This window comes from Amycolatopsis sp. NPDC059235 (assembly GCF_042754125.1).
GTDB classification, from domain to species: domain Bacteria; phylum Actinomycetota; class Actinomycetes; order Mycobacteriales; family Pseudonocardiaceae; genus Amycolatopsis; species Amycolatopsis albidoflava.
Window position 1 is genome coordinate 57,877 of sequence record NZ_JBHZAG010000011.1, and the last position, 20,435, is coordinate 78,311.

The 20,435-nt window shown below is 67.9% G+C and carries 22 protein-coding genes and 1 tRNA gene; 16 read left to right on the forward strand and 7 right to left on the reverse strand.

Annotation, left to right across the window (positions count from 1 at the left end):
* Positions 1-91: 91 nt before the first annotated feature.
* The 3 genes from ACFXI3_RS10470 to ACFXI3_RS10480 are packed head-to-tail and all read left to right on the forward strand — an operon-like array spanning position 92 to position 4,151.
* Positions 92-1,954, forward strand: a complete 1,863-nt coding sequence (locus ACFXI3_RS10470) for a thioredoxin-like domain-containing protein (protein ID WP_378399341.1) — start codon at positions 92-94, stop codon at positions 1,952-1,954.
* Between the two features lies 1 nt (position 1,955).
* Positions 1,956-2,288: a co-chaperone GroES gene (locus tag ACFXI3_RS10475; RefSeq protein ID WP_116199430.1), complete on the forward strand. Its 333-nt coding sequence runs from the start codon at positions 1,956-1,958 to the stop codon at positions 2,286-2,288.
* Positions 2,289-2,312: 24 nt separating this feature from the next.
* The gene (locus tag ACFXI3_RS10480) at positions 2,313-4,151 is read left to right on the forward strand and encodes a VanW family protein (RefSeq protein WP_378399342.1); all 1,839 of its coding nucleotides are present in this window, start codon (positions 2,313-2,315) and stop codon (positions 4,149-4,151) included.
* Here the strand turns inward: ACFXI3_RS10480 and ACFXI3_RS10485 are convergent.
* Positions 4,141-4,482 (reverse strand): MmcQ/YjbR family DNA-binding protein, encoded by a 342-nt coding sequence (locus ACFXI3_RS10485; RefSeq protein WP_370932965.1) that lies wholly within the window; start codon positions 4,480-4,482, stop codon positions 4,141-4,143. The genes ACFXI3_RS10480 and ACFXI3_RS10485 overlap by 11 nt on opposite strands.
* Before the next feature lie 106 nt (positions 4,483-4,588).
* On the reverse strand, positions 4,589-6,277 hold the full coding sequence (locus tag ACFXI3_RS10490; protein WP_378399343.1) for a bifunctional metallophosphatase/5'-nucleotidase: 1,689 nt from the start codon (positions 6,275-6,277) through the stop codon (positions 4,589-4,591).
* A 169-nt stretch (positions 6,278-6,446) separates the two neighbouring features.
* Between ACFXI3_RS10490 and ACFXI3_RS10495 the strand changes: the two genes are divergently transcribed.
* Together ACFXI3_RS10495 and ACFXI3_RS10500 are read left to right on the forward strand one after the other, a co-directional pair.
* On the forward strand, positions 6,447-6,572 hold the full coding sequence (locus ACFXI3_RS10495; RefSeq protein WP_344287632.1) for a hypothetical protein: 126 nt from the start codon (positions 6,447-6,449) through the stop codon (positions 6,570-6,572).
* Positions 6,573-6,675: 103 nt separating this feature from the next.
* Positions 6,676-7,317, forward strand: coding sequence for a VanZ family protein (locus ACFXI3_RS10500; RefSeq protein WP_370932969.1), 642 nt, complete (start codon positions 6,676-6,678; stop codon positions 7,315-7,317).
* 183 nt (positions 7,318-7,500) lie between these two features.
* On the opposite strand, the gene ACFXI3_RS10505 is transcribed toward ACFXI3_RS10500, so the two are convergent.
* Entirely contained in the window at positions 7,501-8,139 is a 639-nt protein-coding gene (locus tag ACFXI3_RS10505) for a class I SAM-dependent methyltransferase (protein WP_378399344.1), read from the reverse strand.
* Between the two features lie 28 nt (positions 8,140-8,167).
* On the opposite strand from ACFXI3_RS10505, the gene mug reads away from it, so the two are divergent.
* The 4 genes from mug (at position 8,168) to ACFXI3_RS10525 (ending at position 12,216) form a co-directional block, all read left to right on the forward strand.
* Positions 8,168-8,746, forward strand: coding sequence for a G/U mismatch-specific DNA glycosylase (gene mug, locus ACFXI3_RS10510; protein WP_378399345.1), 579 nt, complete (start codon positions 8,168-8,170; stop codon positions 8,744-8,746).
* A gap of 245 nt (positions 8,747-8,991) precedes the next feature.
* Positions 8,992-9,780, forward strand: coding sequence for a response regulator transcription factor (locus ACFXI3_RS10515; RefSeq protein ID WP_344287626.1), 789 nt, complete (start codon positions 8,992-8,994; stop codon positions 9,778-9,780).
* A gap of 157 nt (positions 9,781-9,937) precedes the next feature.
* Entirely contained in the window at positions 9,938-11,782 is a 1,845-nt protein-coding gene (locus tag ACFXI3_RS10520) for an acyl-CoA dehydrogenase (protein ID WP_378399346.1), read from the forward strand.
* A 158-nt stretch (positions 11,783-11,940) separates the two neighbouring features.
* A complete protein-coding gene (locus ACFXI3_RS10525) occupies positions 11,941-12,216 on the forward strand; it encodes a GlsB/YeaQ/YmgE family stress response membrane protein (RefSeq protein ID WP_009085047.1) in 276 nt (91 codons plus the stop codon).
* Between the two features lies 1 nt (position 12,217).
* On the opposite strand, the gene ACFXI3_RS10530 is transcribed toward ACFXI3_RS10525, so the two are convergent.
* On the reverse strand, positions 12,218-12,748 hold the full coding sequence (locus ACFXI3_RS10530) for a GNAT family protein (RefSeq protein ID WP_344287622.1): 531 nt from the start codon (positions 12,746-12,748) through the stop codon (positions 12,218-12,220).
* An 8-nt stretch (positions 12,749-12,756) separates the two neighbouring features.
* Positions 12,757-13,134: a nitroreductase family deazaflavin-dependent oxidoreductase gene (locus ACFXI3_RS10535; RefSeq protein ID WP_378399347.1), complete on the reverse strand. Its 378-nt coding sequence runs from the start codon at positions 13,132-13,134 to the stop codon at positions 12,757-12,759.
* A gap of 114 nt (positions 13,135-13,248) precedes the next feature.
* Between ACFXI3_RS10535 and ACFXI3_RS10540 the strand changes: the two genes are divergently transcribed.
* Genes ACFXI3_RS10540 through ACFXI3_RS10555 form a run of 4 tightly spaced genes read left to right on the forward strand, consistent with a single transcriptional unit; the run spans position 13,249 to position 16,654 of the window.
* Positions 13,249-13,917: a hypothetical protein gene (locus ACFXI3_RS10540; protein ID WP_378399348.1), complete on the forward strand. Its 669-nt coding sequence runs from the start codon at positions 13,249-13,251 to the stop codon at positions 13,915-13,917.
* 2 nt (positions 13,918-13,919) lie between these two features.
* Complete coding sequence (locus ACFXI3_RS10545; protein ID WP_378399349.1) at positions 13,920-14,570, forward strand: hypothetical protein; 651 nt, start codon at positions 13,920-13,922, stop codon at positions 14,568-14,570.
* A gap of 19 nt (positions 14,571-14,589) precedes the next feature.
* Positions 14,590-16,110: an amino acid permease gene (locus ACFXI3_RS10550; protein ID WP_378399350.1), complete on the forward strand. Its 1,521-nt coding sequence runs from the start codon at positions 14,590-14,592 to the stop codon at positions 16,108-16,110.
* A 37-nt stretch (positions 16,111-16,147) separates the two neighbouring features.
* The gene (locus ACFXI3_RS10555; RefSeq protein WP_378399351.1) at positions 16,148-16,654 is read left to right on the forward strand and encodes a hypothetical protein; all 507 of its coding nucleotides are present in this window, start codon (positions 16,148-16,150) and stop codon (positions 16,652-16,654) included.
* 56 nt (positions 16,655-16,710) lie between these two features.
* On the opposite strand, the gene ACFXI3_RS10560 is transcribed toward ACFXI3_RS10555, so the two are convergent.
* A tRNA-Gly gene (locus tag ACFXI3_RS10560) sits at positions 16,711-16,781 on the reverse strand.
* A 109-nt stretch (positions 16,782-16,890) separates the two neighbouring features.
* Here ACFXI3_RS10560 and ACFXI3_RS10565 point away from each other — a divergent pair.
* Together ACFXI3_RS10565 and dcd are read left to right on the forward strand one after the other, a co-directional pair.
* Entirely contained in the window at positions 16,891-18,099 is a 1,209-nt protein-coding gene (locus tag ACFXI3_RS10565) for an oxygenase MpaB family protein (protein WP_378399352.1), read from the forward strand.
* Positions 18,086-18,667, forward strand: a complete 582-nt coding sequence (gene dcd / locus ACFXI3_RS10570; protein WP_344287610.1) for a dCTP deaminase — start codon at positions 18,086-18,088, stop codon at positions 18,665-18,667. The genes ACFXI3_RS10565 and dcd overlap by 14 nt, the downstream gene beginning before the upstream one ends.
* Here the strand turns inward: dcd and ACFXI3_RS10575 are convergent.
* The gene (locus tag ACFXI3_RS10575; RefSeq protein WP_378399353.1) at positions 18,664-19,860 is read right to left on the reverse strand and encodes an FAD-dependent oxidoreductase; all 1,197 of its coding nucleotides are present in this window, start codon (positions 19,858-19,860) and stop codon (positions 18,664-18,666) included. The two genes, dcd and ACFXI3_RS10575, sit on opposite strands and share 4 nt — an antisense overlap.
* A gap of 71 nt (positions 19,861-19,931) precedes the next feature.
* Here ACFXI3_RS10575 and ACFXI3_RS10580 point away from each other — a divergent pair, with 71 nt between their 5' ends.
* Positions 19,932-20,402 carry a MarR family transcriptional regulator gene (locus tag ACFXI3_RS10580; RefSeq protein ID WP_344287606.1) on the forward strand — a complete coding sequence of 157 codons (471 nt, stop codon included), beginning with the start codon at positions 19,932-19,934 and terminating at the stop codon, positions 20,400-20,402.
* Positions 20,403-20,435 lie beyond the last annotated feature (33 nt).

Genomic DNA, 20,435 nt, shown 5'->3' on the forward strand with positions numbered 1-20,435 from the left:
GCCCGGAATGGGCTCCCTCGCCGGGGTGAGGTTCTTCTCTCCGGCCGTGGTTGACGGAACACCGCGTGACCGGATGTAGTTCACTCCTCCCGTGACTTCCTCACCGCAAGCCCGGCAAGCCCGCGTACGCGCGCCCGAGCTGACCGGCGACGTCTGGCTCAACACCGGCGGACGCCGGCTCACTCTGGCGGAACTGCGCGGACGCGTGGTGCTGCTGGACTTCTGGACCAGCGGCTGCATCAACTGCCTGCACGTTCTCGACGAACTGCGTCCGCTGGAACAGGAATTCGCGGATGTCCTGGTCACGGTGGGGGTGCACTCGCCGAAGTTCAGCCGCGAGGGCGAGCGCACGTCGATCGAGGCCGCGGTGCGCCGGTACGAGGTGCACCATCCGGTGGTCAACGACCCGAAGATGGAGCTGTGGTCGCAGTACGCCGTGCGGGCCTGGCCGACGCTGGTCGTCGTCGACCCCGAGGGGTACGTCGTGCACGTCGCGGCCGGTGAAGGCCACGGCGAAGCGCTACGCCGTGTGATCGCCGACCTCGTCGCCAAGCACGACGCGAAGGGCACGCTCCGGCGCGGCGGCAGCCCGTACGTGTCGGTCGAGGAGCAGCGCACCGAACTGCGTTTCCCCAGCAAGGCCGTCGTCACCGCGGGTGGCCGGATTCTGGTGGCGGACACCGGACATCACTCCATCGTCGAGTTCGCTTCCGACGGCGAGACCGTCATCCGCCGCTTCGGCAGCGGGGTCCGCGGGACGCAGGACGGGCCGTTCGACCTGGCCCAGTTCTCCGAACCGTCCGGAATCGCGTTGCTGCCCAACGAAGTCGCGCAGCGGGCCGGCTATCACGCCGTCGTCGCGGACACCGCGGGACACCGCCTGCGCGGCCTCGACCTCAACACCGGCGAGGTGAAAACCATTGCCGGCACGGGAAACCAGTGGCGCGACGGCACCGACACCGGCAAGGCGCTGGACACCGACCTCACCAGCCCGTGGGACGTCACGTGGTGGGCCCCGGCGGGCGGTGTCGTCGTCGCGATGGCCGGAAACCACACGCTGAGCGTGTTCGACCCGGCCTCGGGCACCATTCGCCGGTTCGCCGGAACCACCGTCGAGGGCCTGCGCGACGGCGACGTGCACGAGGCGTTCTTCGCCCAGCCGTCCGGATTCGCCGTGGACGGGCAGAAACTGTGGTTCGTCGACGCGGAAACCTCGGCCCTGCGCTGGATCGAACCGGCGGGCGAGTCGTTCGCCGTGCACACCGCGGTCGGCACGGACCTGTTCACCTTCGGCCACGCCGACGGCCCGTCTGACCAGGCGCTGCTGCAGCATCCGCTCGGCCTCGCCGTGCTGTCCGACGGCCGGGTCGCGATCGCCGACACCTACAACGGCGCGATCCGCCGCTACGACCCGTTCACCCGCGACGTCACGACGCTCGCGACCGGGTTCGCCGAACCCCAAGGCCTGGTGCGCCACGACGGCGAGCTGTACGTCGTGGAGTCGGCGGGCAACCGGGTTACCCCGCTCGGGGGCAATGGCCAGGCGACCGCGGTCGCGGGAACTCGCCAGGCCGTCCGGCGTCCGCCGACGGTGCTCGCGCCCGGCGAGGTCGAGTTTTCCGTCGTCTTCACCCCGCCTCCCGGCGAAAAGCTCGACGAGCGTTACGGGCCGTCGACGCGGCTGGAGATCACCGCGTCGCCGCCGGAACTGCTCGCCGACGGAGCCGGAGTCGGAACTGATCTCGTTCGGCGGATCAAGTTCGCCGAGGGCGCGACCGAAGGTGTGTTGCAGGTAGTGGCGCAGGCCGCGAGCTGCGATGACGGCGGCGAGCACCCGGCGTGCCGGATCACCCGGCAGGACTGGGGCGTCCCGGTGCGTTTCGAGAGCGGAGGAGGGAAGGCGCTGAGCCTGATGATGGCGGGCGAGCCCAAGGCTCCGGCACCCGGTCAGTAGCATGGCTGGCGTGCCGGACACGCCCAAGCTCGAGATCCAGATGCTGCACGACCGCGTCCTCGTGCGGTTGTCGCAGGAGGAAGGCGAGCGTCGCAGCAGCGGCGGCATCGTGATTCCCGCCACCGCGCAAGTCGCGCGCAGGCTGGTGTGGGGTGATGTACTGGGTGTCGGCAACAGCGTGCGGAACGTCAAGCATGGCGACCGGGTGCTCTTCAATCCGGAGGACCAGCTCGAGGTCGAGATCCAGGGCGAGGGCCACCTGGTGATGCGCGAACGCGACATCCACGCGGTGGCCACGGAGCGGACCGAACACGGCACGGGGCTGTACCTGTAGCTCCCGTACCAGGGGAGGCAGGCGTTGCGTGAAGAAGACCGTTCGTCGGCTTTCGCCGACGACCTGCTGAGCGACGAGCTGCTGAACGACCCCGCCCTGGCCGGCGAATCCGATCTGGCCACGGAGATCTTCGCGGTGGCCGACGCGCCCCCGCCGCCCAACACGCGTTTCCGCCGCTTCCGCAAACGCGTCGGCCGCTCGTTCATGATCGTCGGCTGCCTGCTCGGGCTGTTCGTGCTGCTGTACACGATCGACCTGATGACCAGCGCCGGCGACGTGCCGCGCGGTGTGCAGGTGGCCGGCATCGACGTCGGCGACCTGTCCTACGCCGAGGCCGAAGCCAAGCTGCACAGCGAACTCCAGCCCCGGCTGACCCGTCCGGTGGCGATCCACGCCGGCGACGTCACCGGCACGCTCGTGCCCGCGGATTCCGGCCTCGGCCTCGACTGGCCGGGCACGCTCGCCCAGGCCGGGCACCAGCCGTGGAGCCCGGTCACGCGGCTGCTGTCGTTCTTCACCACCCGCGAGGTGGGCGTCGTGACGCGCAGCGACCAGCTCGAGGTGGCCGACGCGGTGCAGCAGCTCGCCGGGAAGCAGCTCAACCATCCGCTGGTCGAGGGCAGTATCGGGTTCACGCCGAAGGAGTCGGACGGCGTCACCGCCTATGCGGTCGAACCGCGCCAGGGCCAGGAGCTGGCGGACGTCCCGGCCGCGGTGCAAACCGTGGTGGCGGACTGGCTTTCGCCGCGCGGGGTCACGCTGAAGATGGCCGTGACCCCGGCCAAGACCACCTCTGCCGACGTACACCGCTTGCTGGACACCGTGGTCGCGCCCGCGGTCGCCGCGCCGGTCGTGCTGCACGGACAGGGCAAGGACACCACACTGCAGCCGTCGGCGATCGCGTCGTCGTTCCAGTTCCAGCCGAACGGCGGCGGCGGTCTCGAACTGCGGATCGATCAGGAGAAACTGCGCAAGGCCGTCCAGCCGGACCTGGCGTCCACCGAGGCGAACGGCAAGGACGCGCAGATCAGCCTCGACTCCGGCGTCCCGACCGTCACGCCGTCGGAAGACGGGCGAAAGATCAACTGGGCCAACACTTTCAAGTCCCTCGCCGACGTGCTCGCGAAGCCGTCCGGCCGCGATCTGCCGGTCGCCTACGACCAGAAGCACCCGAACTTGACTACCGACGGTGCGAACGCGCTGGGCGTCAAGGAGGTCATCGGCGAGTACACCACCGGCGGGCTCAGCGGTCCGGCAGCAGACAACGTCGCCACGCTCGCCGGACGCATCAACGGCGTTCTCGTGAAACCGGGAGAATCGTTCAGCCTCAACGACTATCGCGGCGGCGGTTACGCGTCCGCGCCGGTCGACGAGGACGGCACCGGTCCGGCGGTAACCGGCGGCGGGCTGTCGCAGCTCTCGTCCACTCTGTACAACGCGGCTTACCTAGCCGGCCTCGGCGACGGCGGGCACGCGGCGCACGACCACTTCATCAACCGCTACCCAGCGGGCCGCGACGCGGTGGCGGTGGACAGTTCCGGCAACGCCGTGGACCTCAAACTGGCCAACAACGATCCGACCGGATTCGCGATCCAGGCGAGCGCCAGCGGCGGGTCGGTGACGGTGAAGATCTGGGGTACCAAGCACTTCCGCGTCGAAGGCCGCAGCGGAGCGCCGTCGAACCAGGTGCCGCCGACGGTGCAGCTCGGCCCTGGTCCCGACGGCCAGTGTCACGCCTCGCCGGGCGCGTCCGGGTTCACCGTCAGCGACACCCGGGTGTTCTACGACCTGGCCAGCGGCGGCGAGGTCCGCGAGGAAAGCCGCAGCACGACGTACTCGCCGCAGCCGATCGTCATTTGCTGAGCCGCGCCGGGGCCTTCGACCGCCACGATTCGGTGAGCAGTTCCCGCAGCTGCTGCGGATCGACGCGGTCGAGGTCCACGAGGATCGAGCCGTGGCCGTCGTAGTGCGGCGTGGTGAAGAAGGCCGGATCGCCTGAGGCGAGCAGCGCGGCCTTCTCGTCGAGGCCGACGAACAGCACCAGGCCGCCCTCCGCCTCGCTGCGCAGCCGCGCGTAACCCTTGCCCGCCACCTTCAGCGCGGGCGTGCGGTACCAGGTCGCCACCTCGGTCTCGGCCAGCTCCTCCTGTGCCCACGCGGTCACGTCGTCCCAGGTCATCGTCATGCCGACCATCCTCCCCCGCCGGTTCACCCCTGTCTTGGAGAAACGAGAGCTGAAAAGCCGTGAAGGACTCCTTGAGGGAATCAGATTCCCTCAAGGAGTCCTTCACGGACCTTGCTTACGGAGTAGCGGTGATCCGGTCCGCGGGCGGCGGAGCGATGCCCGGGTGCGCGCCGAGGTAGGCGATGAACGCGTCCAGGTCCACCGGCCCGCCCGCCAGGTCGGTGCCCTTCTTGAACTCGGTGAACCCGTCCCCGCCGGCGGCGAGGAAGTTGTTCACCGACACCCGGTACTTGGCCGCCGGGTCGATCGCCGTGCCGTTGACCGTGATGTTCGAAACCCGCGAGCCGACCGGAGCGGCCGCCGAGTACGTGTAATGCAGCGACTTCGAAATCTGCAGGATCTTGGTACCGCCGGGCTGGCCCCACTGCTGTTCCAGCACGTTCTTCAGGTTCGCGCCGGTGAGCGTGATCGTCTGCATGATGTTCGAGAACGGCTGCACGGTGAACGCCTCGCCGTAGGTGACGACGCCGTCGCCTTCACCGGCCGACGACGACTTGTACGTCAGATCGGCGCGGATGCCGCCCGGGTTCGTCATCGCGATCACGGCGTTGTTCGACTTGGTTCCTTCGAGCTGGGCGTCGGCGATCACGTCGCCGAGCGGCGATTCGCCGGACGGTCCGCCCGCCGCGGGCAGGTCCGCGGTGATGGTGCCGACCTGCTTGTTCGCGATCGGCGCGGCCTTCGTCTTGGCCTCGTCGACGAGCTTCGTCACGGCCGGGTCCGGCGTGACGTCGCGGGTGACGATCTCGTTGTGCGCCTTGGTCTGCGACCGGACGACGTCGCGCGTGCGGCGGTCGATCTTCAGGTCCACCACCGACAGCAGCCGGCCGAACGACGCGCCCTGGATCACCGGCCGCGGCTGTCCGGCCGGGTCGTTGATCACGCAGTTGTACTGCTGGTGGCTGTGCGCGGTGAAGATCGCGTCGACCTTCGGCGTCACGTTCTTCGCGATGGTTCCGGCTTCGCCGTCCGGCTGGACCTTGCAGTCGTTCGGACCCGCGCCGGGCAGCGCCTCGTCGCCCTGGTGCAGCAGCACGACCTGGGCCTTCACGCCGAGCCGGTCGAGGATGTTCGCGGTGCGGTTGATCGCCTCGACCTCGTCGCCGAACTTGAGGCCCTTGATGGCTTCCGGCGTCACGACCGACGGGAGGTCCTTGAGCGTCGCGCCGATGACGCCGACCGGAACGCCGCCGGAGTACTGGATGCTGAAGGGCAGCAGCGCGGGCAGCCCGTTGTCGAAGTACACATTGGACCCGAGCAGCGGGAAGCGCGCGCCGTCGTAGCTCTTGCGGAACTGGCAGCCGTCGGTCTTGTTGCAGCCGCCGAACTGCATGCGCAGCAGTTCCTGGTAGCCCTCGTCGAACTCGTGGTTGCCCACCACGGACGCCTTCACGCCGAGTTCGTTGAGGAAGTCCATGGTCGGCTCGTCGTGGAACAGCGCCGAGATCACCGGCGACGCCCCGATGTTGTCGCCCGAGGACAGCACCATCGAATTGCGCACCTGCGCTTCGAGCTGCTTGACGTGCGTCGCGAGGTAGGCCGCGCCGCCCGCGTCCACCTTGGACCCGTCCGGCAGCGTGATCCGGCCGCTCGATCCGGACGGCGGTTCGAGGTTCCCGTGCAGGTCGTTGAACGCGATGATCCGGACGTCGGCGGTCTGTGCGGCCTCGGCGGGCGCGCTCGTGACGGCCACGGTGGCCAGTGCGGCCGCGGCGGTGGCCGCGAGCCGGGTGAAGAGCTTCATGTTTCCTCCGGTGTTCGCGCCCGCTTGACCCCTGATGCGGACGCCCGGCGAAGCAGTCTGCCCAAATCGGACGGTCCTGACCAGGGCAGAACGGCCGGTGCCGGATGAAAGTTTCGGTAACGTTCGGTCCGCTCCCGCCGATCTGTGCGTTGGGTGCGGAGGGGGACAAATGGAACTTAAGCTCGTCGTGCTGGTGCTCGGCGTGGTCCTTTTGCTGATCGCGGGCACCGTCTTCGCGGCCTGGCGCTCGGAGCGGGCGGAACGGGACGACGAACCGCCTTCGAGCGAGCGCTGACCGATCGGTCGGCGGGTACTCGGCCATCTGGCCGATCCCCGCCCCGGTGCCTCGGGCTCTTCGACCGAAGTGCGCGCGCGGGAAGATCCATAGCGTTCTGGGTATGACGAACGCACAGGTCACCGCCCTGCAGTACGGGTTCATCGGGTTCCTCGCCGTGTGGGCGACGATCCTGATCCCGCAGCTCGTACTCCAGTTCGCGCGCCACGGCCGGCTGCGGCTGCGCAGCCTGGTGACCACCGCGGCGGTCGTCTTCTACGCGTGCATGGCGCTGGCGGTCGTCTTCCTGCCGCTGCCCGGCCCGAACAGCCGCCGGCTGGAGCAGACCGTGCAGCTGGAGCCGTTCCAGTGGATCGCGGACATCCACACCGAGCTGGTGAAACACGGCCTCTCGGCGGCGGACTGGTTCACCACGCAGACCTTCCAGCAGGCCGCGATGAACGTGCTCTTGTTCGTCCCGCTCGGGTTCTTCGCCCGGGTGCTGTGGCGGCGCGGCCTGGTGGGCGCGGTGGCGATCGGCTTCGCGGCCTCACTGGCCGTCGAGATCACCCAGCTCACGGCGAACTTCGGGACCGCGCCGTTCGTCTACCGGATCTTCGACGTCGACGACCTCATGACCAACACCGTCGGGGCCGGGTTCGGCTGGCTGGCCGGGGCGCTGCTGCTCGCTCTTCGGCCGATCTCTTCAACCCTCCGCGTGGAGCCTGCCCGGAGCGAGCGGATCGACCTCGCCAAGACGCGCTAACCGGGCTCGTCTCGCGATCGCGGCTTGGCGCGCCGCGCGGCGGTCTTCCAGGATCACGATCAGCGAGGCTATGGCGATGATCAGTGCTACTAGGCCGAGCACTAGCCACAGTTGCATGTGCTCTCCTCATCGACGCCGTTGTGCGAGAGATCACACAGGCTACCGATCGGGGCGGCGGGTTGGCTACCCCGCGCCGGGAGATCGTGCGGAGAACCAGTCCCGCTCAGCGGTTAGCCAGCGATCGAACCTCAGCCCGGCCTCATCGAGGGCGGGTTCGAGAGGGAAGTTCTCGCAGGTGAAGGGCTGTTTCCAGGTCCGGCCGCCAAGGGCGTAGCGGACGGTGGCGGAGAGCCGGTCGCCCTCCCGGCGGACGCCTTCGAGGGCGATGCGCACGTCGCCCAGCTGTCCGCCGGCACCGTCGGCGACCTGGTCGAACCAGGCGGGCGGATGCCATTCGACCAGCAGCTGTCCGCCATGTCCCAGATGCCGCCGCGCCGCCGCCAGCAGCGCCTGGCGGTCCGGTCCGTTGACCAGATGACTGCCGAGCACGACGACCGGGAATCGCCGCTCCAGCCGCAGCTCGTCGATCCGCGCGCAGACGGTCTCGGCGCCTCGGACGTGCGCGAGCATCTCCTCCGATTCATCGACCGCCACCACCGGATGCGCCAGTGCGAGCAGCGGATGCGTCACGCGCCCTGATCCGCAGCCGAGTTCGAGCACCGCGGCGCCCGCCGGGACCGCGCCGTGAATCACCTCCGGCTCACCGGCGGAAGGCAGCTCCAGGTAGAGATCGACCGGGCAGCCGTCAGGCGTCACGCTCACGCCTCCCATCGTGCCGGAAACTGACCCCATGCCCGCGAAACCCACCAAGGCCGAACAAGCCGCCGCGCACGGGGTCACGATCCCCGACGTCCTGGCCCCCAACCTGAACGTGCTCTTCTGCGGCATCAACCCCGGCCTCTACTCCGGCGCGCTCGGCCTCCACTTCGCCCGCCCCGGCAATCGCTTCTGGCCCGCCCTTCACGCCAGCGGCTTCACCCCTCGCCAGCTGGATCCGAGCGAACAGGACCAGCTCCTCGACCTGGGCCTGGGCATCACCAACGTCGTGGCCCGAACCACCGCCCGCGCCGACGAGTTGTCCGACGACGAACTCCGCGAAGGCGGCGAAATCCTCGCCAAGAAGGTCAAGAAGTACCGCCCGCGCTGGCTGGCAGTGGTCGGAATCACCGCCTACCGCGTCGCGTTCGGGGATCGGCGGGCCGCCGTCGGGCCGCAAGACCGGACAATTGGGACAACGAAGGTCTGGCTGCTGCCCAATCCGAGCGGTTTGAACGCGCACTGGACCCCGAAAACCCTCGCCGAGGAGTTCGGTCGGCTGCGCGCACGGGCGGTCATCGGAGATTCACCCGAGCAGTTAAACCCTCAGTAGAGCTAACCCACTTGGGCGGACCCGCGCTGCGCCGTCCTCCCGCATTTCGGGGCCGCTTTTCTACTGAGAGTTTGCTGCGACCAGCCGTTACGGCCATGAGGGGGAAACCGCGTCACAAGCCGCTCTCGGCGGAGTCGAACCAGGGACAAGGTGTCGTTCCCGGCCGGTTCCGGCAGGGGGGACCGGCGGGCACGCCGAGGGGGCGTGCCGGTCACCGGGAGCGACCTCGAGGACGGAGGCCCGAGATGCGTGGCATCGAGCCCCACCGAACGCCCATGTCGGCCGGTCAGCCAGCCGGCGGTCGAAGCCTGGGAGTCGCAGTGGTCGACCCCATCCCGATTTTCCGCGAGGGCATCGCGGCGATGGTGCACCGCACGCTGGGCCTGCACTGGTCCGGCCAGGCGGCGAGCCACCACGCGGCGATGCAGTTGTGCGAGCAGGTCCGCCCGGACGTCGTGATCCTCGACTCCGCGCTCGACCCCAACTGCCATCTCGCGAAACTGCTCAACGCGGGCGACCCGGCACTCGTGCTGGTCACCCTCGTGCGCGACACCAACCGCACCCAGCAGTACCTCGCCGCGGCCATCGGCGCTGGTGCGCACGCCATCGTGCCGCGCGCGGTCGATTCCCGGCGGCTCGCCGAGGCGGTCCGGCGCGCGCACCACGACCGGCGCTACATCGACCCGGCGCTGTCCGCGCTCACCGCGCGGCCCAAGCGCGAACCGTCGCCAAGAGCCGCTCCGGTGGACGGGCACCTCGTGCAGCCCAAGGGCGCCATGCCGCTTTCGCGGCGCGAGTACCAGGTTTTGCAGCTCGTCGCCGAAGGGCTGGAGAACTCCGGAATCGCGAAGCTGCTTTTCCTGTCCGTGGAAACCGTGCGGACCCACGTGAAGAGCATTCTGCGCAAGCTTTCCGCTCGCGACCGGACACACGCGGTGACCATCGCGTTCCGCAGCGGCATCCTCGTCCCCCAGCTTGACGACAGCGCCGGTCCCCCGGCCGTGCAGGAGGCCGTGGCGCGCAGCACGCGATGAGGCGGGCCCCTGGTCGACCCGTCATTCCGAGCGAATTGCCACCCCTGGAAGGGCGGATTCGCTTGCTCTGGTTACTCGTAGGTAATATCCTGATGTTACCGGCGAGTAAGGGAACCAGTGCCCGGCCGGAAAGCCGAACACGACACGGAGTGACGACATGGGCCACTACAAGAGCAACGTCCGAGACCTGGAGTTCAACCTCTTCGAGGTACTCGGCGTGCAGGAACGGCTCGGCAAGGGCGTGCTCGCCGAATCGGACGAGGAGACCGCCCGCGGCGTCTTGTCCGAGCTGAACAAGCTCGCCACCGGCCCGCTCGCCGAGTCCTACGCCGACGCGGACCGCAACCCGCCGGTGTACGACCCCAAGACGTTCAGCGTGACGATCCCCGAGTCGTTCAAGAAGAGCTACAAGGCGCTCATGGACGGCGAGTGGTGGCGTCTTGGCCTCACCAACGACCTGGGCGGCTTCGGCCTGCCCCCGACGGTGCAGTGGGCCGCGGCCGAGCTGATCCTCGGCGCGAACGCCCCGCTGTTCATGTACCTGGCGGGCCCGAACTTCGCCATGATCGTGGACAAGAACGGCACCGAAGAGCAGAAGCACTGGGCTCAGCTGATGATCGACCGCGGCTGGGGCGCGACCATGGTGCTCACCGAGCCGGACGCCGGTTCGGACGTGGGCGCGGGCCGCACCAAGGCGGTCAAGCAGGAGGACGGCTCCTGGCACATCGACGGCGTGAAGCGGTTCATCACCTCGGCCGAGAACGACATGGTCGAGAACATCATGCACCTGGTGCTGGCCCGTCCCGAGGGGCCCGGCATCGAGACCAAGCCGGGCACCAAGGGCCTGTCGCTGTTCCTGGTCCCGAAGTTCCACTTCGACTCGAAGACCGGCGACCTCGGCGAGCGCAACGGCGCCTACGTCACCAACATCGAGCACAAGATGGGCATCAAGGTGTCCACCACGTGCGAGCTGACCTTCGGCCAGCACGGCACCCCGGCCAAGGGCTGGCTGCTCGGCGAGGTGCACGACGGCATCGCGCAGATGTTCCAGGTCATCGAGTACGCCCGGATGATGGTCGGCACCAAGGCGATCGCCACGCTGTCCACCGGTTACCTGAACGCGCTGGAGTACGCCAAGGAGCGCGTGCAGGGCGCTGACCTGCCGAACATGCTGAACAAGGCCGCGCCGCGCGTCACGATCACGCACCACCCCGACGTGCGTCGTTCGCTGATGCTGCAGAAGGCGTACGCCGAAGGCCTGCGCGCGATCTACCTGTACACCGCGTCCTTCCAGGACCAGCTGTGGACCGGCGAAGGTGACGAAGCAGCCCTGAAGCTCGCGCACGGCATCAACGACCTGCTGCTGCCGATCGTCAAGGGCGTCGGCTCCGAGCGCGCCACCGAGCAGCTCGTGCAGTCGCTGCAGACCCTTGGTGGTTCGGGCTTCCTGCAGGACTACCCGATCGAGCAGTACATCCGCGACGCGAAGATCGACTCGCTGTACGAGGGCACCACGGCCATCCAGTCGCTGGACTTCTTCTTCCGGAAGATCGTCCGCGACAAGGGGCAGGCGCTCGCGTTCGTCGCAGGCGAGATCACCAAGTTCATCGAGTCTGAGGCGGGCAACGGCCGGCTCAAGAACGAGCGCGCGCTGCTCAAGCAGGCGCTCGAGGACACCCAGGCCATGCTGGGCTCGCTGATCGGCTACCTGACCTCGTCGCAGGAAGACCCGCAGAACATCAACAAGGTCGGCCAGCACACCGTGCGGCTGCTGATGTCGGTCGGCGACCTGCTGGTCGGCTGGAAGCTGCTGCAGGGCGCCGAGGTCGCGCTGGCCAAGCTCGACAACGGCGCGTCGGCCAAGGACAAGCCGTTCTACGAGGGCAAGCTGGCGGTGGCGTCGTTCTTCGCGAAGAGCGTGCTGCCGGAGCTGACCTCGCGGCGCGCGATCGTCGAGGCCGCGGACAACGCGCTGATGGAGATCGACGAAGCCGCTTTCTGATCGCACTGGCTGGAAAAATGCCCCGGTCCGCACCCGGACCGGGGCATTTTTCGTGCTTCCGGTGGCGGTGGCCGAAGGTGGGCGGTAAGCCGGGTTTGGCGCCTCGGGTTCCGGGATAAACCGGTCGGGCCCGATCCTCTCGGCAGAAGGAGTTCGCCATGGCGGTTTCCGGCATCATCAGCGCGGTCGTGATCGGCCTGATCCTCGGCCTGCTCGGCAAGCTGGTCGCACCTGGCAAGCAAGCGATCCCGATCTGGCTGACGATCCTGGTCGGCATCGTCGCCGCGTTCGTCGGCACCGCCATCGCGCGCGGGCTCGGCTACGCGGACACCAAGGGCATCGACTGGCTGGAGATCATCACCCAGGTCGTGCTCGCCGCGATCGGCGTGACGCTGGCCGCGAGCCTGTGGGGCAAGCGGCAGGTCAAGAGCTAGCTCAGTCGTTCAGCTCCGGCTCGAGCAGGCTCATCAGGTACATGTCGTGGTACTGGCCGTCGGGCCCGCGATGGCATTCGCGGTGCCTGCCGTCCTCCACGAACCCGACCTTGCGGTAGACGTGCCGCGCGCGCTCGTTCTCGGCGACCACCCAGAGCGCGATCAGGTGCAGCCGCATCACGTTGAATCCGTAGCGGCACATGAGTTTCAGCGCCTCAGTGCCGTATCCGCCGTCCCAGTGGTCGGTCTCGCCGATGTAGATGTCCAGCTCGGCGCGGCCGATCTCTGGGCGCGCGTCGCGCAAATCGACGACGCCGATCAGCTTGCCCGCTTCGATCGATTCGATGCCCAGCACGACGTTCTCGTAGGTATTCACCGGGCGGTCCTCGCCCCGTTTGCGCAACTGGGCGAGCGAACGCGGGTAATCGCCGGTCATGTACTGGCCGACCGCGGGGTCGTGAATCCACCGATAGATCGACTCGGCGTCCGACGGTTCGATCGCCCGCAGCCGCACTAGCTTCCCCGTGAGCATCTGGCCCCTTATTCTCGTTTAAGCACAAGGAAATCCGTGACGCCGACCAGTCCAAGGAACTGCCGCACCCCAGGTGGCATCGGCCGGCGCGATTCATCATGCACGAGTTCCGGATCACGCACGCGGTATTTACGGCCGCGCGTGAGCACCTCCGCCTCGCCCGCCGCGCGGACGTTGCGGACCCAATCGGCATCGGGCCCGTAGGTGAGCGCGACGACGAATCCGTCGTCGGTGCGGAAGATGTTCAGCGGGGTGCGGAACTCGCGGCCGGACTTGCGTCCGCGGTGCACGACCACCCCGAATCCGGGCAGCTTGTCGGCGAAGGGTTTCGTGACCCGGTTGGTGACCACGCGGTTGAACCGGGCGAGACGTTCGGGCAGCACCATGCCGCCAAGCCTAATCCAACGAGTGTGGAATTTCCTGCCGGAGACGCGCTGTGCACCGGGGCGGGCGGGTCTGGTGGGATGGGCCCGCAGCCGAACGCGAGGTGGGGAGCGGGTATGTCGCAAGACTGGCCGATGGGGCAGGAACCGCATGCGGCGGTGCTCGTCGCGCAAGGCCTGATCGAGCATCCGGAAAACCTGGATCACGTGCTCCTCGACGACGAGGAAGGCTGGTTCGTCAGCGACGGTTCGGAGTTCGGCGACGACCCGGAACTCGACGGGGAGCAGTTCGCCACGGTGTGCCTGCACGACGTCGTGGAGCTGTTGCCGCAGCTGACCGCGCTGGCCAAGCTGCCTGCCGGGATGGGCGCGGAGTGGGATGCGGGCAACGGGACCTGGGTGCTGATTTCGCCGCTCGTTCCGAGCGATGACGACGAAGCGCGCGCGTACCGAGAGGCCCGTGCCGCGGCTTGGCCGCATGCCGGGTCGCCGATGGACGAGGTGAACCTCAGCCTGGGGTTGATGGAGATCAGCACGGCGGCGGACGCTCCGGCCCGCGGCGTGCGTTACGTCAGCCGGGAAGAGGACGGCACGTGGATGTTCGTCGGCTTCGAGGTGCCCGACCCGGACGAGCAGACCGAGGTCGAGGTTGACACCCTGGAGCTCGGGCACGTGGCGGAGCTGTACCCGGACGTGGTCGAGCTGCTGGACGCGGAGCCGGGCGAGGTGTTCTTCCGCGAGGCGCCGGATGCCGAGTGGTTGCAGGTAATCGACGACGGGGAGTGAACATGTCCGAGGAATGGCCGCTGCGACAGGACCCGGAATCCCCGGTGATCATCGCGCACGAACTGGTGGAGCACCCGGAGAAACTGGCCTTCGTCGTCCTCGACGATGACGACGACTGGTTCATCAGCGACGGGGCCGAGTTCGAAGAGGACATGGAGGTCAACCGCCAGCTGTTCGGCGCGATGGTCCTGCGCGAGGCGGTGGCGCTGCTGCCGCACCTGGTCGCGCTGGCCGACGTGCCGGCCGGGATGGCCGCGGACTGGGACCCGGAACGCCTCACCTGGCTGCTCAGCTCGGTATCGGATTCCGATGACCTGGACGAGGATCTCGCGCACCGCGACGCCCGGATCGCCGCCTGGACGCACCCCGGTTCGCCGCTGGAAGAAGTCCAGCTGAGCACCGGATTGACCGAAATCGGCACCACCGCCGCAGCGCCATCACGGGCGGTCCGCCAGGTCGTCCGGGAGCAGGACGGCACGTGGCTGTTCGTCGGCTTCGAGGTCCCCGAGGCGGAGGATTTCGAGGTGGAGGGCCTGGAACTGGAACACGTCGTGCAGCTGTACCCGGACGTCGTGTCGACCTTGCTCGCCGCGCCGGGCCAGGTGTTCGACCGCGCCGAGCCCGGTGCGCCGTGGGAATTGGTTGAAGGCTGAGGGTCTTTAACGGTCCTATGTGGACCGTCTGAAATCGCAGACGCTTTCCGGCAGTCGTCGGTTGGGCGGTCCCGGCCGGATCGGTTCTACTGTGCCGACCCGCTCGCGCGCCGATGCGCTCGCGGGCCGCCGAATTCGGGAGGTTCCGTCGATGACGACGAAGTCCGGGGATGGTTTGAGCCGCCGCTTGAACGGCAGGCACATCCGCTTCATCGCCTTGGGCTCGGCGATCGGCACCGGATTGTTCTACGGCTCCTCGGACACGATCGCCAAAGCGGGCCCGTCAGTGCTGATCGCGTATCTCATCGGCGGCGCGGCGATTTTCTTCGTCCTGCGGGCGTTGGGCGAGATGGCCGTCAACGATCCAGCGCCCGGTTCGTTCGGCGAATACGCGCGGAAACACCTCGGCCCGCTTGCCGGCTTCCTGACCGGCTGGACGTATGCGTTCGAGATGGTGATCGTCTGCGTCGCCGATGTGACGGCTTTGGCTGTGTACATGGGATTCTGGTTCCCCGACGTGCCGCGGTGGATCTGGGTAGTGCTGACGATCCTGGTCATCGCCGCCGCGAACCTGGTCAGCGTGCGGGTTTACGGTGAACTGGAATTCTGGTTCACCCTGGTCAAGGTAGTCGCGATTGTCGCAATGATCCTCGGCGGCGCGGCAATCCTGATCTTCGGTCTCGGTGCTCATTCCGGCAGCGTCACCAACCTGTGGTCCCACGGCGGCTGGTTCCCCAATGGCATCGGCGGTTTCATCGCTTCGTTCGCCCTGGTGATGTTCGCCTTCGGCGGCACTGAGATTCTGGGTCTCACCGCCGCCGAGTCAGAAGACCCGCGCACCGCTATGCCGAAGGCGGTCAACACGGTTCCCGTGCGGGTCTTGCTTTTCTACGTGGCGACCCTGGCGATCATCATGATGCTGAACCCGTGGAACACGATCAGCACCTCCGGGAGTCCCTTCGTCCAGATCTTCGCCGGTCTTGGATTGCACTCCGCCGCAACGGTTCTGAACATCGTCGTGGTGACAGCCGCGTTGTCCGCGATCAACAGCGACATCTTCGGCGCCGGCCGGATGATCTACGGCCTGGCTCAACGCGGCCAAGCCCCCGCGGCCATGGCCCGGGTTACGCGTAATGGCATCCCGTGGATGACCGTCCTGGTCGTCGCTGCTGCTTTGAGCCTTGCTGTGGTTCTGAACTATCTGTTGCCGGACAGCGCTTTCCTGCTGATCGCGTCGGTGGGCACGTTCGCGACGGTGTGGGTTTGGTTCATGATCCTGCTGACGCACTACCGCGCCCGCCGCCGCCTGTCTCCCTCGGATTTGGCAGCCCGGGAGTTCCCGGTGCCGTTCTGGCCGGTGGGTCAGGTTTTGACGATGGTGTTCATGGTGTTCATCTTCGTGGTGATGGCGTTTGCTGAGGACACCCGCCTGGCATTGGTGGTCGGGGTCGTGTGGCTGGCGGTGTTGTGCGGGTTGTTTTGGTTCCACCGCAGGGCAACGGCTTCATCGGCGACAGATGCGATGACCGAGGCGCGATGAGCTATCCGGCTTACGGAAGACCGGGCAGGATGGGGCGATGCCGGATCTGCGGTGGGATGAGATCAGAAGCCTCTTCGATCCCGACTTGATGGGCGCTCTTCCTGATGTGTCGGTGGACGACGCCTCGACCGAGGACTGGCAGGCTGTGTTCGATCTCGTCCGTTCCCGCGGGTGGGCGTGGGAGTACCGGGTGGGCGACGTGGTCACGCCGTTGCCCTCGGCGGCCGAAGCGCTGGCGCGTCCCGCTGATGCGGAGCTGGCTGAGCTGCGGGTGTGGCCGTCCGCGGGTGTGATGGCGATTTTCCGGCTTTACTCGGCAGATCAGATCGACTTCGACGTCGATGTGCGCGAGTTGCGGGAACAGCGGGGCGTGGACGTTCTGTGCGACCTTCTCCGGACGATTGGCCGGAGACTGGGGAAACCCGGTGCTGCTGACGGCGGAAGGCGGATCAGGACACCCGCTGCTCGGGTTCGACCCGAGTGCGGACCGTGTCGTTCTCCTGGTCGGCCCGCCTTCGCTTGGCGGTCACTGAAAAAGCCATAAGGGGCGCTTCCCGAATTCGGAAAGCGCCCCTTATGAGCTGCGAAAACATTCAAGAGAGCGGATGACGGGAATCGAACCCGCGTATTCAGCTTGGGAAGCTGATGTTCTACCATTGAACTACATCCGCAGTACTCGGCCAGCATACACAACCACGGCACCCCCATGTCCAGCGGGCCACGCCTTGACGCCTCCGCCTCGAAGTGACAACACTTGTTGTCGACCCACGGAGGTGCGCGATGGACGACCCCGAGATGCCCCCCGAGATGTTCCGCCAAGGCGGGTTCCGGCTGGCTGCCCGAACCAGAGGCGCCACCGCCGATGACGACCAGCTCAAGCGACTCCGGACGTTCGCACAGCAGGAAGACGCCCTAGCCGACGCAGTCGTCGAGTGGCTGCACCGCGAACCCCACAACCAGGCGAGAGTCGATCAAGCGCTCGCCGGGCAACAAGCCCCGCCCGAGCTAACAACCTTCATCGAGCACGTCGAGGCCACCCCGTACTGGGTCGATCACCAGCGGCTCGTCAGCGGAGCGAAGGCGATTACGAGAGCCGGGCTCCTCGGGCTCTTTCCGCTCGGCGACATGTCGCTCATGGGCGGCTACCTAGCCTCCCGAGCGACGAAATCCCTGGTCGGCACCGGCGAAATCGAGTATCGGGCGCCGCGGCGGCTGGTGGAGACCGCGGCGTGGTGGATTGATGTCACGACTCCGGGGGCGCTCGAGAAACACGGCACGGGGTATCAGGCCGCGCTGCGGATCCGGCTGGTGCACGCGCACGTCCGGCGCGCGATGAACAACCGGCCTGACTGGGATTACGACCGGTGGGACCGGCCGGTCAATCAGGTCCAGACCGCGGGCACGCTCCTCCTCTTCTCGCTCGTCTACGTCTTCGGCACGCAGCTCCTCGGCCTCCGCTACACCGCCCGCGAGAAGGCCGACATCCTCCACCTCTGGCGCTACGTCGGCTGGCTGATGGGCGTCGCCGACGAGCTGCTGCCCGCCGACGAGGACGACGCTTGGCGGTTGCTCTGGATGCTGGCCGCCACCGAATTCATCCCGGACGACGACTCCAAACGGCTCGCCCGCGCCCTCGTCGATACGCACGCGGCGATCGGCGAGGGGCGCGGGGCCGCCGGCAAAGTTCTCGCGCAGGTGAACGTCGGCGTGCATTCCGCGATCAGCCGGCTCGTGCTCGGGCGGGACAACGCCGACTTCCTCGGGCTGCCGGACAACCCGGTCGCGCAGGCCGCGGTGCTCGCCGCCGCGGGGGTGAATTACGCGGCGGAGACGGTCCGCCAGCTTGTCCCCGGCGCGACTGCGCTGCAGGAAGCGCTGGGGGCGTTCGGGCGCCGGAGGTACCTCAAGCGGATGAACGCCGTCTTCGAGCGGAGGGGTGCCCCAGCCGCGCCTGCCCGCCCGATAGGCTGCATCCGTGCTGCTCAGTGACCGTGACCTCCGCAAAGAGCTCGACGCCGATCGTCTCGGCATCGACCCCTTCGACCCTGACATGGTCCAGCCGTCCAGCATCGACGTCCGGCTCGACCGTTACTTCCGGGTGTTCGACAACAGCAAGTACACCCACATCGACCCGCAGCTGCAGCAGGACGAGCTGACCTCGCTGGTCGAAAAGGAAGGCGACGAGCCGTTCGTGCTGCACCCGGGCGAGTTCGTGCTCGGGTCCACGTTCGAGCAGGTCCGGCTCGCCGACGACCTCGCCGGGCGGCTCGAGGGCAAGTCCTCGCTCGGGCGCCTCGGGCTGCTCACCCACTCCACCGCGGGCTTCATCGACCCCGGCTTCTCCGGGCACATCACGCTCGAACTGTCGAACGTCGCGAACCTGCCGATCACGCTGTGGCCCGGGATGAAAATCGGCCAGCTGTGCATTTTCCGGCTGTCCAGCTCGGCGGAATTCCCGTACGGCTCCAGCGAAGCGGGCTCCCGCTACCAGGGGCAGCGCGGGCCGACGCCGAGCCGGGCGTACAAGAACTTCCACCGCGTCGACACCTGGCGTTAAGCCGCTTTCACCGGGGTCGCCCAGTCGATCTGGTGGTCCCACATGAACCGGTTCGGGTCGTCGGTGGCCGGTTTGCGCACGGCGCGCGAGATGAAGAAGTCTCGCAGCACCCGGCCAACTGGGCCAAGGGCTTTGGCGTCGCCGTTGCGTTTGCCTTGGGCCACAACGGCTTCCACTCGCTCGCGGCGCAAAGACTCGAAGGTGCTCAACGCGGCCGCCGGGTCGGAGACGTCGCGCAGGCACATCGCGAGCGTCACCGCGTCCTCGATCGCCATCGCCGCTCCTTGACCGGCCGCCGGTGACGTCGCGTGCGCGGCGTCACCGATAAGGCCGATCCGGCCGCGGTGCCACACCGGGACCGTCGGGAAGTCGTAGGTCGCCCACGGTTCGTAGATGTTTTCGCTGGCCTCGATGATCGCCTTGGCCGGAGTGCGGTCAGAGCGGACCAGGCCGAGCAGCCGCTTCCGCCAGGCGGCGCCGCGCATCGCGGCGAGGTCGGATTCCGTCGGCTCGCTGGCGTGCGGCACGTTCGCGAACCACCAGATCGCGCCGTCCGGAGCGAGCACGTGCGCGAAGAACGCCTTGCGGCCGAACACCATGTGCATGATGCCCGGCTCGTCGTCGAGATCGAGGCCGCGTGCGAAGCCGCCGGTGTTGAGCAGCGGCACGTATCGCGGCGACGGTGCGGAGGGATCGAGGATCCCGCGGACTGCCGACCGCAGCCCGTCGGCGCCGATCAGCAGGTCGCCGTCGGCTTTCGTGCCGTCGGCGAAGGTCGCGGTGACGCCGTCCGCGGTCTGCTCGGCGTCGGTCAGGCGCTTGCCGAACTCTGTGGGCACGCCGCGTCTGACCGCTTCGTCGCGCAGCGCCACGTAGAGGTCGGAACGCAGCACGGTCTGGCTCACCGTGCCGTCCGGAAGCGGTCCGCCGAGCGGGAACTCGGAGAGCCGCCGGCCGTTGCCGAGCCCGAGCGACATCCGCGGCGTATCGAATCCCAGGTCTTTGACCAGCGGTTTCAGCCCTAGCGGCGTCAGCACGTCGAGACCGTTCACGGCGAGCGTCAGGAACGCGCCGACCCCCTCCGCGCTGCGGTCGTACGCCTCGTACAGCACCGGTTCGTGGCCCACCTCGTGCAGCGCGATCGCGGTGATCGCCCCCGCGATGCCCCCGCCCGCGATCAGAACTCGTGTCATGGTTCGCCCCTTCGAATATCTTAGAAAGTAATTCGTTCTGTCGAACTAAATAGTCGGCTAGACTCCCGGGCATGTCAAGCGAACGCGAGGATCTGGTCGCTGAGCTGCTGCTTCGCTCCCGGGTGCTGTCGACCGAGACGGTCATGTTCCACACCGCGCTCGCCGAGCAGAACGGGCTCTCGCCGGTCGAGAGCAAGGTCACCGACTACCTCGCCCGGCTCGGTCCGCTCACGCCGAAGGAACTGGCCGAGTACGCCGGGCTCGCGCCCGCGTCCGTCACCGCGCTGGTCGACCGGCTCGAACGCAAGGGCGTCGTCAACCGGATGCCGCATCCGGACGACCGGCGGAAAGTCCTCGTCGGCATCAGCCAGGCGAACGTCGAGCGCGCCGCCCCGCTGTGGGACGACATCGTCGCGGCGATGAAATCGCTGGCGGCCGGCTACTCCGACGAGCAACTCCAAACGGTGATCGGCTTCCTCGATCAGGCAGCGGCGATCACCCACGAGTCAACCGTGCGTCTCACTCATCGCTCAGCGGAGTGAGGTAATCCCACTGCCGGGTAGGAAATCGCCGCG

Excerpts from the sequence above, each read along its gene's own strand:
- mug (WP_378399345.1), top strand. The coding sequence starts at position 8,168 with ATGCCCGCGAAACCCACCAAGGCCGAACAAGCCGCCGCGCACGGGGTC.
- ACFXI3_RS10540 (WP_378399348.1), top strand. The coding sequence starts at position 13,249 with ATGTCGCAAGACTGGCCGATGGGGCAGGAACCGCATGCGGCGGTGCTC.
- ACFXI3_RS10555 (WP_378399351.1), top strand. The coding sequence starts at position 16,148 with ATGCCGGATCTGCGGTGGGATGAGATCAGAAGCCTCTTCGATCCCGAC.
- ACFXI3_RS10520 (WP_378399346.1), top strand. The coding sequence starts at position 9,938 with ATGGGCCACTACAAGAGCAACGTCCGAGACCTGGAGTTCAACCTCTTC.
- ACFXI3_RS10515 (WP_344287626.1), top strand. The coding sequence starts at position 8,992 with ATGCGTGGCATCGAGCCCCACCGAACGCCCATGTCGGCCGGTCAGCCA.
- ACFXI3_RS10500 (WP_370932969.1), top strand. The coding sequence starts at position 6,676 with ATGACGAACGCACAGGTCACCGCCCTGCAGTACGGGTTCATCGGGTTC.
- ACFXI3_RS10545 (WP_378399349.1), top strand. The coding sequence starts at position 13,920 with ATGTCCGAGGAATGGCCGCTGCGACAGGACCCGGAATCCCCGGTGATC.
- ACFXI3_RS10535 (WP_378399347.1), bottom strand. The coding sequence starts at position 13,134 with ATGGTGCTGCCCGAACGTCTCGCCCGGTTCAACCGCGTGGTCACCAAC.
- ACFXI3_RS10485 (WP_370932965.1), bottom strand. The coding sequence starts at position 4,482 with ATGGTCGGCATGACGATGACCTGGGACGACGTGACCGCGTGGGCACAG.
- ACFXI3_RS10530 (WP_344287622.1), bottom strand. The coding sequence starts at position 12,748 with ATGCTCACGGGGAAGCTAGTGCGGCTGCGGGCGATCGAACCGTCGGAC.
- ACFXI3_RS10495 (WP_344287632.1), top strand. The coding sequence starts at position 6,447 with ATGGAACTTAAGCTCGTCGTGCTGGTGCTCGGCGTGGTCCTTTTGCTG.
- ACFXI3_RS10580 (WP_344287606.1), top strand. The coding sequence starts at position 19,932 with ATGTCAAGCGAACGCGAGGATCTGGTCGCTGAGCTGCTGCTTCGCTCC.
- ACFXI3_RS10565 (WP_378399352.1), top strand. The coding sequence starts at position 16,891 with ATGGACGACCCCGAGATGCCCCCCGAGATGTTCCGCCAAGGCGGGTTC.
- ACFXI3_RS10475 (WP_116199430.1), top strand. The coding sequence starts at position 1,956 with ATGGCTGGCGTGCCGGACACGCCCAAGCTCGAGATCCAGATGCTGCAC.
- ACFXI3_RS10525 (WP_009085047.1), top strand. The coding sequence starts at position 11,941 with ATGGCGGTTTCCGGCATCATCAGCGCGGTCGTGATCGGCCTGATCCTC.
- ACFXI3_RS10490 (WP_378399343.1), bottom strand. The coding sequence starts at position 6,277 with ATGAAGCTCTTCACCCGGCTCGCGGCCACCGCCGCGGCCGCACTGGCC.
- ACFXI3_RS10575 (WP_378399353.1), bottom strand. The coding sequence starts at position 19,860 with ATGACACGAGTTCTGATCGCGGGCGGGGGCATCGCGGGGGCGATCACC.